Origin of the sequence: Solwaraspora sp. WMMB335 (assembly GCF_049179075.1) — a bacterium.
Taxonomy (GTDB): Bacteria; Actinomycetota; Actinomycetes; order Mycobacteriales; family Micromonosporaceae; genus Micromonospora_E.
The window spans coordinates 6,939,252-6,951,206 of record NZ_JBMHMF010000001.1 but is presented as its reverse complement, the minus strand read 5'-3'; the positions used below and the strand labels follow the sequence as shown (position 1 = coordinate 6,951,206).

At 71.6% G+C, this 11,955-nt stretch carries 4 protein-coding genes and 1 CRISPR repeat array (1 of these 5 cut by a window edge); of the genes, 1 reads left to right on the top strand and 3 read right to left on the bottom strand.

What is annotated here, in order from left to right; all coding sequences use genetic code 11:
- A CRISPR array of direct repeats spans positions 1-995; the repeat unit is 36 nt; unit sequence GTCCCCGAGCACACGAAAACCGCGCCGGATTGAAAC; it reaches 51 nt to the left of the window's first position.
- A gap of 117 nt (positions 996-1,112) precedes the next feature.
- Complete coding sequence (locus tag ACN27F_RS29980) at positions 1,113-1,940, top strand: hypothetical protein (protein WP_421438827.1); 828 nt, start codon at positions 1,113-1,115, stop codon at positions 1,938-1,940.
- 196 nt (positions 1,941-2,136) lie between these two features.
- On the opposite strand, the gene ACN27F_RS29975 is transcribed toward ACN27F_RS29980, so the two are convergent.
- Genes ACN27F_RS29975 through ACN27F_RS29965 form a run of 3 tightly spaced genes read right to left on the bottom strand, consistent with a single transcriptional unit; the run spans position 2,137 to position 11,869 of the window.
- Positions 2,137-3,732 (bottom strand): MFS transporter, encoded by a 1,596-nt coding sequence (locus ACN27F_RS29975; protein WP_421438826.1) that lies wholly within the window; start codon positions 3,730-3,732, stop codon positions 2,137-2,139.
- The gene (locus ACN27F_RS29970) at positions 3,729-10,907 is read right to left on the bottom strand and encodes an amino acid adenylation domain-containing protein (protein WP_421438825.1); all 7,179 of its coding nucleotides are present in this window, start codon (positions 10,905-10,907) and stop codon (positions 3,729-3,731) included. Before ACN27F_RS29970 ends, ACN27F_RS29975 begins: the two co-directional genes overlap by 4 nt.
- A complete protein-coding gene (locus tag ACN27F_RS29965) occupies positions 10,904-11,869 on the bottom strand; it encodes a 50S ribosomal protein L11 methyltransferase (RefSeq protein WP_421438824.1) in 966 nt (321 codons plus the stop codon). Before ACN27F_RS29965 ends, ACN27F_RS29970 begins: the two co-directional genes overlap by 4 nt.
- Positions 11,870-11,955 lie beyond the last annotated feature (86 nt).

Below are 11,955 nucleotides of genomic sequence, written 5' to 3'. Positions count from 1 at the left end.
AGTTGTTCCAGAACGGTTCCGGCTCGTCCCCGAGCACACGAAAACCGCGCCGGATTGAAACTCGGTGGCTTTCGCTGCAGCTTGCGCTGCCATACTGGTCCCCGAGCACACGAAAACCGCGCCGGATTGAAACAAGCCGGACAATTTTTGATCAGGCGACAATATTACGGTCCCCGAGCACACGAAAACCGCGCCGGATTGAAACGTGCTGCACATAGCTCTCACCTCCCTCCTATAGTGTCCCCGAGCACACGAAAACCGCGCCGGATTGAAACTTCCGAAGCAGCTCCCGGTAGAGGGCTGCCTGCTAGTCCCCGAGCACACGAAAACCGCGCCGGATTGAAACACCGAACCCGTACGGAGAGGGTTCAGCGTTAGGTTGTCCCCGAGCACACGAAAACCGCGCCGGATTGAAACCGCCAGACACATTGCACCCTGAGACACTCCAGCCGAGTCCCCGAGCACACGAAAACCGCGCCGGATTGAAACTCGAAGTTCCTCATCCGTGAGCTTGGTCAAGTCTTCGTCCCCGAGCACACGAAAACCGCGCCGGATTGAAACCTCGAAGTTGTGCTCCTCGTCCACCACCTTGTCCCAGTCCCCGAGCACACGAAAACCGCGCCGGATTGAAACCTCTCTGCCTTTTCAGGCAGCCGGGAGTGGCAGGGTCCCCGAGCACACGAAAACCGCGCCGGATTGAAACGCGGCCATCTCCATCCGCGCTGTCCCCAGCACACGTCCCCGAGCACACGAAAACCGCGCCGGATTGAAACTCGTTCAACGGCGACTACTTGTTCTCCTTGGGCTTCGCGTCCCCGAGCACACGAAAACCGCGCCGGATTGAAACGCCAGCAGCGTCATCAACGCGAAAGCGATCTGGACGGTCCCCGAGCACACGAAAACCGCGCCGGATTGAAACATCCTTGAAGCACCTCTCAGTATGTTGCCAGTGCCCCCGGGTCCCCGAGCACACGAAAACCACGCCGGATTGAAACCCGGGGCCCTCGATCTCTTCACCCTTGTCGTCCTGTCCCCGGACAATCGAAATCGCACCGGACTGAACCTGGTCACCAGATGTCAATTGACATGCGCCTCTACCTGCTGGACACAAGGTGAAGATCGCTTATTTGATTCTTGCGACGTCGACCGGTCTTGTCGGCGCCGTATTCGGTTCGTGGCTGGGCTGGCAGGCGGCAGGGCCGACCACCGACACGGCGGCAGCCCGACAGGTGGCCGCTGTCGCGTTTCCCGGCGTCGAGGTGGGTGAGCCGACCCGAAGCGGTGACCGGCACGGGTTTCCGCCAGCTGTCGACGGTGTATGGACCCTGCTCGTCGGAGGTGACGGCTACGTCGCCGGGACCGTCACGGTGCCGTTGCCGTTCGGTCCGGCGTCGACCTCCGATGGCCGTATGGTCGGCGAGGCGGTCGACCGGCTCACGGCTGCCGGTTGGGATGCCGAGCGATTCCGCGCCAGCGGCGACTACGACGCTTTCACGGCGACCCGGGACGGTGTCGCCGTGCGTCTGTCTGCGCGGGACGCCACGCGCTTCGTGATCGACGTTGGCCGCGCGCAGCCGTCGTGGGTCTGGCCGCTGGCGGTCACCGGATTCCTCGTCGCCCTGATCACCACGTTGTTTGCCCTCCGGCAGCTCGATGCGCAGACCAGGGGACGTGCCCGGGTCCGGGTCGTCACCATCTCCTTGCTCGGAGCTGCCGCCGTCTTGAGCCTGCCCGCTCTGGCGGTGGGTGGGCTGGCCACCAGCCATGCAGCGATCACCGGCGGCGACCCGTGGGCGCCGCCGTGGCTCGGCTTCACGATGGTCGGCCTGCGCCCGATGGCGTGGCTGGCCGGGCTGCTCACCGTCACCGCGGTCCTCGTCGCCGCTGCGCCACCGACGCGAACGCCGGCGGCCGCCCGTGAGCGAGCTGCCCGTACCTGAGCCAGGAAACCCATGATGCTTCCATGGCTTGATGCCTCAGGTGCATCTTGATGCACCTGAGGCATCAAGCTCGATCAGCGATCCCGACCCGATGAGGTGACACTGCACCCATAGGAAAAAGCGCAACGTCACCGAGGGGGCGAAGACCGGCGACCCGGGACAGCACCCCGTACCCCCGTCGCGACGCTGATCGGCCTCAATCGCTGGCACGTCGGGCACGGCGGGCGACGACGACACCGCTCACCACCAGCACCAGCAGATTGAAGGCGAACGTGCCGACGTACGCCTGCCGGGCGGCCACGGCGGTCACCGTACGAGCCTCGGCCTCGACCGCCGCCCGTGTCGTCGGCGGCGCGTCGGGGCAGCTGACGCGGGTGCCGGCGGTGAAGTCGGTCAGGCCCTCGTTAGCGCAGGCGGCGACCGCCGGCCGCGTGGTGCCGTCGCCGTCGGCGGGCAACGCCTGATCCAGCCTGGCCTGCGCCAACGCCGCGAAGATGATCGTGACGATCACGACGCTCAACGACTGGGCGACCAGCTGCACGGTGGTGAACACGGCTGACGCCGTCGAGGCGATCTCTCGGCGGACGTTGCGCAGCAGCATCTCGTACAGCGGCGTGGTGACCAGAGCCTGGCCGGTGCCGAGCAGCAGCACCGGCAGGACGAGGGCGGCCAACGTGATCTGTTCCCCGGTCGTGTGCACGACGGTGGCGAGTCCGGCGAGGGCGACGGCCATCACACCGCAGCCGAGGACGATCGTCCAATCGCCGAGGCGGCGTTTGATCGGGTTGATGAACTGCGAGGTCAGGACGAAGGTGACGCCGAACGGCAGCAGGCTCAGGCTGGCCTGCAACGCGGTGAATCCTGCGACGACCTGCAGGTAGAGCGTGGTGAGCAGGAAGAAGCCGGGCGGGCCGAGGAAGAACACCACGATGACGGTCAGGCCCAGCCGGAAGGTGCGGTCGCGGAACAGGTCCGGCGAGAGGACCGGATCGTCGCCGCGGCGCAGGACGCGCCGTTCCACGGCCACGAAGACCACGGTGGCCACCGCGGAGAGGGCGAACCCGGCGATGCTCCAGGCCGGCCAGCCGGCCTGACGGCCGAGGATCAGCGGGACGATGAGCAGGCCGAGGAGCACGGCCAGGGTCGCCATGCCGAGCAGGTCCGGCCGTGGGGCGGCGGGGCGGCGTGACTCGGTGAGCGTCAGCGCGGCGCCGGTGAGGGCGACGGCGGCGAGCGGCACGTTGATCAGGAAGATCGCGCGCCAGCCGAGCCCGGCGATGTCGGCGCTGAGCAGCAGGCCGCCGAGCACGATGCCGCTGACCCAGGCCATTCCCATGGAGACGCCGAAGACGGCGAACGCGCGCTCCCGGGCCTGGCCGGCGAACATCGCGTGCAGCGATCCGATCGCCTGTGGCATCAGCAGCGCGGCCGCCGCTCCCTGGACGACCCGGGCGCCGATGAGCACCCAGGCGTCGGTGGCGGTGCCGCACAGCAGGGATGCGACGGCGAAGCCGGTGACGCCGATCATGAAGATGCGCCTGCGTCCGTACAGGTCGCCGAGCCGGCCGCCGGTGATGACCGCGACGGCGTAGGCGGCGCCGTAGCTGACCGCGATCAGCTGCACCTGCGACAGGGTCGCGCCGAGGTCGGCCTGCACGCTCGGGATCGCGACGTTGACGATGAAGAAGTCCACCTGGGCCACGAACGTGCCGGTCAGCAGCACGGCGAGGCCCAGCCAGGCGCGTGTCGATGTCTGTTGCTGGGCGGTCGACCCGGTCTCTGCGGTGGTCACGGGGCCAGCCTCTCCTCGATGTTCAGCAGTTGGGCGACGCGGCGCAGCGCTGCGTCGCCGACCATGTCGAAGTGGTCGCCGGGGATCTCGACCACTTCGACGTCCCGTCCGGTGAGTTGCCGCCAGGCCCGGACCTGCGCGCGTCGTACGTCCGGGGCGCGGTCGGTGGCGGTGACCAGCAGCAGCGGCAGGTCGGCGGGTTCCGGCCGGTACGCCTGGCCGAGCCGGACGTGGGCGCGGAACGTGTCGTAGGTGGCCCGCAGTTCCTGCTCGGCGACCTCCGCATCGATCCATCCGAGCCGTCGGGCGGCGCTCACCAGCTCGGGCCAGCTGCCCGGCGGTTCACCGGTATCGACCGCGCCGGCCCGGCGGCGCAGCTGCAGCGTGAACTCCCGCAGCATGGCCTCCTCGTCGGTGATCACGTCGCCGGTCAGCGGCTCGGCGTCGAGCAGCACGACCCGACGCACCGGCGTGCCGGCCGCGACGGCCTGTCGCGCCATCTCGTACGCCAGCAGCCCGCCGAACGACCAGCCCAGCAGGTCGACGGGGCCCGACACACCCGCGGTGCGCAGTTCGTCGAGGTACGCAGCCGCCATCTCGGTCAGCGACCGGTGCCCGCCCGGCGGCACAGGCTCGGCCTGTACGCCCCAGACCGGCCGGTCCGGCCCGCAGAAGCCGGTCAGCGGCGCGTACGGCAGTACCGTGCCGTCCGAGGTGTGTACGCAGATCAGCGGCGTACGACCGCCGCCGGCCTGCAGCTGGATCAGATGCCGGCGGGTGTCCTGCTCGGCGGTGAGCGCCCGGGCGGTGTCGCGGACGGTCGGGGCCTGGAACAGCAGCGGCAGCCGGATGTGGTGGCCGGTCTCGCGGCGGATCACTGACGCCAGACGCATGGCGTTGAGCGAGTGGCCGCCGTGTTCGAAGAACGAGTCGGTGACGCCGATCTGCTCGGTGCCCAGCACCCGTCGCCACAGCGGCAGCAGCTCAGCTTCCAGTGACGTGGCCGGCTCGGTGACGGTGTGGGCGGGTCCGTCGTCCGCCTGCGCCCGCAGCCGCCGGCGGTCGACCTTGCCGTTGTGGGTCAACGGCAGGCTGTCCAGCACGGTGGTCACGCTGGGCACCATGTAGCCGGGCAGGGTGCGGCGCAGGTGCTCGCCGACGGTGCTGGCGGACCCGATGGCACCGGTGACGAAGGCGGTCAGCCGGCGGCCGGTGCCGGTGCCGGTGACGACCACGGCCGCGTCGGCGACTGCGGGGATCTGCCGCAGTGCCGCCTCGATCTCGCCGAGTTCGATGCGGAATCCACGGATCTTGACCTGGTCGTCGACCCGGCCGACGAAGTCGATCTGCCCGTCGGCGCGCTGGCGTACGCGGTCACCGGTCCGGTAGAGCCGCCCGCCGGGCGGGCCGAACGGGTCGGGCAGGAAACGGTCGCGGGTCAGCTCGTCCTGGTTCAGGTAGCCGCGGGCGACCTGTACTCCGCCGACGTAGAGCTCGCCCTCGACGCCGGGCGGCACCGGCCGGTGCCGGTCGTCCAGGATGTACGCGGTGGTGCCCGGCACCGGTCGCCCGATCGGCGGCTGCCGGTCGTACGGGTCGTCCGGCCGCACGACGGCGACCGTCGACAGGATCGTGTTCTCCGTCGGGCCGTACCCGTTGATCAGTGTGAAGCCGCACCCGCCCAGCGCGGGCTGCCGATGCAGCCGGTCCCCGCCGGTGATGACGGTGCGCAGGGCCAGGCCGTCGGGCACCGGCTCGGCCAGCATCGTCTCGACCAGCGGGGTGACCAGGAAGCTCACGGTCGCGGCGATGTCCCGCAGCCAGTTCCACATGCCGGCCGGGTCGGTCAGGACAGCGGCGGGGGCGAAGTGCAGCGTCGCGCCGGCGGCGAGGCACGGCCACAGCTCCATCACGCAGGCGTCGAAGCCGGCGTTGACCGTCTGCGTGCACTGGTCCTGCGGCCCGAGTCCGTACGCCTCGGTGAACCAGGCCACGAAGTTGTCGAGCGCGGCGTGCTCGACCAGCACGCCCTTGGGCTGCCCGGTCGAGCCGGACGTGTAGATGACGTAGGCGAGGTCGGCCGGCTCGATGTCCCGCTTTCGGGCCGGCGCCTCGGTTTCCCCGGGTGTCCGCGGTCCGTCGATGACCAGGGTGGCGACGTCGTCCGGTACCAGGTCGGCCGTTGCCGTGGTGACCAGCGCCGCGGCGGTGCCGCTGTCGCGGAGCATGAACCGGATGCGCTCCGGCGGGGTGCCGGCGTCGATCGGCAGGTACGCCGCGCCGGTCTTCATCACCGCCAGGCAGGCGGTCACGAAGGTCGGATTGCGGCCGGTCAGCACGGCGACGATCGTTTCCGCGCCGATGCCCTGCTCGATGAGCTGGCCGGCCCAACGGTCGGACAGCGCGTCGAGGTCGGCGTAGGTGAGCGTCGTGTCACCGTCACCGTCGCCTTTGCCGTCGCCACCCGCGACGGCGACGGCGTCCGGGCGCTCCTGGGCGTGCCGGCGCACGGCGGCTTCGACGGGCAGGAGGCGCCGCGGCTGTGCCGGGCCGGCCCCGGCGCGTAGCAGCTCGGCGGTCTGCGCGTCGTCGAGCAGCCGGTAGTCGCCGAGCGGGCGGCCGGGGTCGCGCACGACCTGGCGCAGCAGCCGTACGAAGTGCCGGGCCATGCCCTGGACCTGGGCCTCGTCCCACAGGTCCGCGTCGTACTCCCACCAGCCGCCGAGCGCCTCGTCGGCGGTGATCAGGCTGACCGTCAGGTCGTACTTCGCGGTACGCCACTGCACGTCCAGGCGTTCAACCTGCACCCCGGCGAGCCGCAGCTGCTGTGCCTCCGGCGGCTCCGAGGTGAACAGCACCTGCACCAGCGGCGAGTATCCGGGATCGCGTGGCACGCCGAGCTCCCGCACGATGTCCTCGAACGACATCCGGTGGTGCTCGAACGCCTCCAGGCAGGTCTCCCGCACCGTGGCGAGGAAGTCGGCGAACGTGGGGTCACCGGCGAGCCGGGTGTAGAGCGGCAGGTTGCCGGTGAACATGCCGACGACCTGGCTGCCTCTGTCCTCGTCCTCGGGGCGCTGCACGAAGGCGGTGCCCACGCCGATCCCCGGCGAGTCGGCGCTGTTGACGTAGCGCAGCAGCAGCGTCTTGAAGACCGCCAGCAGGACGATGAACGGCGTCGCGCCGTGGCGGCGGGCGAACTCGCCGACCTGCTGCCATTCCGGGCCGTCGAACGACACCGGCACCCGGCGGCCGCGGTACGCCTTGCGGGCCGGCCGGGGCCGTTCGGTGGGCAGCGGCAGCAGCGCCGGCGCACCGTCGAGCGTACGGCGCCAGTAGGCGACGTCCGCCGGGTCGGGGCCGGGTCCGGCCGGGTCCGGCAGCACGTCGATGAAGTGTGCCGGCGGTGCCGGGGTGGGCGCGCGGGCGGCCAGGACTCCGGCGTACTCGGCGGAGATGTCGCGCAGCACGGCGGCCAGCGACGAACCGTCGACCATCGCGTGGTGCACGAGCAGCCCGAACGCCCACTCGCCCGGGCCGAGCCCGATGAGCACCGCGCGCAGCACCAGCCCGGTTTCGAGGTCGAGGGTCTGCGCGGCGAACTCCTCCAGCGCGGCCCGCAGGCCGTCGGGTCCGGCAGCGGCCGGCAGCCGCCGCTGGGTGAACGCCGCCGCCACGTCGGTGCGCACCCGCTGCGTCGGCGTGCCGTCCACCTCGGTCACGGCGGTGCGCAGCGCCTCGTGCCGGTCGACGACGCGCTGCACGGCGGCGCGCAGCATGGCCGGGTCGAGGTCGCCGGCGAGTCGCCACGCCTTGCAGATGTTGTAGAGCGTACGCACACCACTGATCTGTTCGTGCAGGTAGATGCCGCGCTGGTGGGTGCTCAGCGGCGCGGTCCGCGACTCGGCGGGCCGGTCCTCGCGCCGGTACCCCAGGGCACGGGCCAGTGCCGTCGTGGCCGGCGACAGCGTCGCGGGGTCGAACACGTGCCGCCAGCGCTCGGCGGCGGTGGCGTCGACGCCGCGGTCCGGGTCGAACGTCGGGTCGCCATGCATGCGCGACTGCGGGTGCAGGCCACTGGTCATCCGGCCGTCGGCGCCGACGGCCGGGTCCAGCATGGCCGGTTCGAGGGGTACGCCGAGGAGGCCGGCGAGCCGGGTCAGCACCTGCCGCGGGTCGGCGACGAGGTCCTCGTAGCGGATGAGGATGCGGCGGTCGGCCGGCACGTCGGCGAGTGCGGCGGTGACGGTGTCGTTGGCGGTCAGCCAGGTCAGCTCGGCCAGCTCACGCGGGGTGAACGCGTGTGGGTGGCGGAACACCTGCTCCATCCGGGCCCGCAGGAACGAGTCGATCATGCCGCCCGGATGCCGGACGAGGTGGATGTAGTACGGCTGGTCGAAGAGCGTCTCGGCGCGGTGGATCGCTGCGGCGTCCACGGCGTAGGTGGACGTCTTGTCGACCAGCAGCCTGCCCCGCGCGCTGGACTGCAGGTAGTCGTAGGTGTCCCGGACCGGCCGGTCGGCCAGCTCGGCGAGGCGTTCGGCCGCCTGGGCGGCGGTGCCGCCGTCGAGGTCCATGGCGGCGCGCAGCAGACCCTCGGTGGCGTACCGGTGGCTGCCGCCGAGCGCGGCCGTGCGCTGGGCCATCGTGTCGAAGCCGAGCAGCTCCAGCTCCGGCGGGGCGAAGAGCCGGCTGCTGCCGGCCAGCAGTACGCGCAGCAGGGTGGACCCGGACCGTGGGGCGGACAGGATGAAGGCCGCGCGGGGCAGCTTCGGACCGGCTGCCGGCGCCGGCTCGGCGCCCGTGACGATGGCGCGGAACCGTCGCAGAGCGGCACCGGTGATCGCCGTGTCGGGGCGGCGGCTGGTGGCGGTCCGCGGCGCACCGGCGAGGTGGGTCGCCAGCGCCGGGTACTGCGCGGCCAGGTAGGTGCAGAAGGCGCGCAGGGTCGGAGCGTCGAACAGGGCGCGGACGTAGAGCACGTCGCCGGCGGGGTTCATCCGCTGGAGACGGTTGATCAGCTCGCCCGCGCGCAGGGACGATCCGCCGATGCCGAAGAAGTCGTCGTCCGCGTCGACCGTGTCGACGGCCAGCACGTCGGCCCAGATCGCGGCCATCGCGGTGCGCAGAGCCTCGTCGTGGGAGCGGGCATCGGATCGCGCGGCGAGGTGCTCCGCCGGGCTCTCGGCCTGCGCCGGGGGCGCGGTGGCCACCGGCGTACGGCGCAGTGCCGGACGGTCGATCTTGCCGTTGGGCAGCAGCGGCAGGCCCGCGCTGAGCACCAGGCGGGACGGCACCAGGTACGGCGGCAGGACCCGCGCCAGCCGAACCCGGATGTCGGCGACCGTGACGGTGCCGTCGGCGGGCACGACCCAGGCGGCCAGCTCCTTCGCGCCGTCCGGCCCGTCCACGGCGGCGACCACGGCGCGTTCGACGCCGGACAGCCCGGCGAGCGCCGCTTCCACCTCCCCGGGCTCTACCCGAAATCCAGCGATCTTGATCTGCTGGTCGTCCCGGCCGAGGATCTCCAGTCGGCCGTCCGGCAGGTGGCGGGCCAGGTCACCGGTGCGGTAGAGCCGGCGGCCGGCCGCATCGACGCGGAACCGCTGCGCGGTCAGCTCGGGGCGGTTCCAGTACCCGCGGGCGAGCCCGGCACCGCCGATGCACAGCTCACCGACCCAGCCGACCGGGACCGACCGGAGGTGGGCGTCGGTGACGTAGACGCTCTGGTTCGGCAGCGGGCGGCCGATCGTCGGGCGGTCGGCGTCCTGGGTCCCGATACGCGCCGCCGTCGACCAGACCGTCGTCTCTGTCGGACCGTACATGTTCCACACCGCGCGCGACCGCGCCACCAGCCGACGGGCCAACGCCGGCGGCATGGGCTCGCCGCCGCAGAGCGCGATCAGCGGCGGCAGGTCGGGGGTCGCGGCCAGCAGCATCTGCCAGTTCGTCGGGGTGGCCTGCAGCACGCCGGCCCCGCTGCGGCGCAGCAGCTGCCCGAGCCGGGCGCCGTCGCGCACGTCGTCCGGTCCGGCGATGACCACCCGTCCGCCGGTCAGCAGAGGCGTCAGCAGTTCGAGCGTGGCGATGTCGAAGGACAGCGAGGTCACCGACAGCAGCGCGTCGGCCGGGCCGAGGCCGATCAGGTCGGCGGCCCCGTACAGCAGGTTGAGCAGCGCCGAGTGCGGCACGTCGACGCCCTTCGGCGTGCCCGTCGACCCGGAGGTGTAGATCAGGTAGGCGGTGGCGTCCGGGGCGGCGTCACTGTCGTGGCCCGGCACCGGGTCGCCGTCCGGGTCACTGTGCAGCAGCTCCTGGTCGAGAGGCAGCAGCACCCGGCCGGCGTTGCGCCCGGCGGGCGGGATGGTGGCTTCGGCGTCGGTGAGCACGATCACGGCGCCGCTGTCCGCGAGCATGAACTCCAGCCGCCGGTGGGGATAGGCGGGGTCGAGGGGCAGCCAGGCCGCGCCGGCCCTCCAGACCGCCAGCATGGCCACCACCTGCAGCATCCCCCGTTGCAGGTGTACGCCGACGATGTCGCCGGGTCCCGCGCCGGTACGGCGCAGCCGGGCCGCGAGTCGGTGGGCGGCGGCGTCGAGCTGCCGGTAGGTCAGCGTCTCGTCGCCGCAGATCAACGCGACGGAGGCCGGTGTGCGCCGCGCCTGCGCCGCGATCAGGTGCGATGCCGTGGTGCCGCTCGGGTACGACCGCGCCGTGTCGTTCCACCTGTCCTCGACGAGCGCGCGTTCGTCGTCGTCGAGCAGACCCAGCGAGTCGATCGGGGCGTCGGGGCTCGTCGCGCAGCCGCGCATCAGCACCGGCAGCCGCGACAGCCAGCCCGGCACCGGCCCGCTCGTGCCGGCGGTGGCGTACAGCAGGTCGCCGTCGTCCTGCACCTCGACGACGATCGGCACCGCGCCGTCGTCGGCGGCGATACGCGTGCCGCGCTGTGCCAGCAGCGCCCGCGGCGAGGGCGCGCCGGTCAACCGGTAGCGGTGCTGGTGGGTCAGGCCACCGGTGGTGACGGTCGCCTCGACCGTGGTCGTCTCGGTGCCCTGCTCGGCGCGGACCGCGATGGCGGCGACAGCGCCGAGCACACACTCCGTGGGGCAGCCGGTGTGGTGGCTGAGGTCGGCCGTCGCGGCGATGTCGGCGCGTGGGACGGCGACGCTCATCCGCGCTCGACCTGGGCCGGTACGGTGTTGGTGGCCCGCCACTGCTCACCGGTGCGCGCCACGATGGTGTCGCCGGTCGAGACCGCCAGCGGTGCCGCCAGGGGGCTGTACGTCTCCGTGGTCCAGACCGGCTGCCCGTCGTAGAGCAGCTCCTGCGTCCATAGCAGACCCGTGACCCGCCCCGGTACCGCGGCCCGCAGCCGTGCCTCGCCGGGGAAGCCGGTGAACGACGGCGCCGCGTAGTCGATCATGTGGAAGGTGTCGGTGTCGCTGAGCAGTCGCACGTGACGCCGGTCGAAGCGGACCGACGCCATCGAGGTGGGTGGCCGCCAGGCCGTCGCGGCCGGGTCGGTGGGCCGGCTCCGCTTGATCGGCAGCTCCTGCTTGGTGCTGTCGATCAACGGCTGGAAGTCCAACCCGTACACGCTGCGGAGCACGTCGGCGGAGGCGTCCAGGTCGGCCCGCTCGGTGAACAGGTCCCAGTCCAGCCGCTCGCAGGCGGCGACGCTGTAGCGCACCGCCCCCGGCACGATGCGGGCATCGGGCACGCAGAAGCGGTCCCGCAGCTCGAAAACCATGCGGGAGCGGGCCTCGTCGATCAGCGGGTGGTTGGTGTAGATGAAGGCGAGCAGCAGGTCGAACCGGGCATCGAGGACGGCCGGCGGCAGGTCCAGATCCATCAGGTCTGCCTGCAGGAACGTCATCCGGTCAGCCAAACCGTTCTTCTCCGCCACCGCCTGGGCCAGCTCCAGGTGCTGCCGGTCGACTCCCACCGCGCTGACCGCCCCGGCCCGCAGGGCGACGAACGACAGCAGGCCACTACCGGTTCCGGCGTCGAGAACGCGGTCGCCGGTGCGGGTCGCCGCCCGCACCGCGCGCTGCACGTTGTGACCGCGATCGACGCTCAGCAGCAGGCGCAGGTGCAGATCGGTCGTGAACGGTACGTCGACAAGGCGGCTCATCGGCCCTCCGTGGGCTCGGATCTGGACACGGAGACACCGAAGCCGCACCGCGGCCGTCGATCCTCCGTGCAGGACCGTTTCAGCAT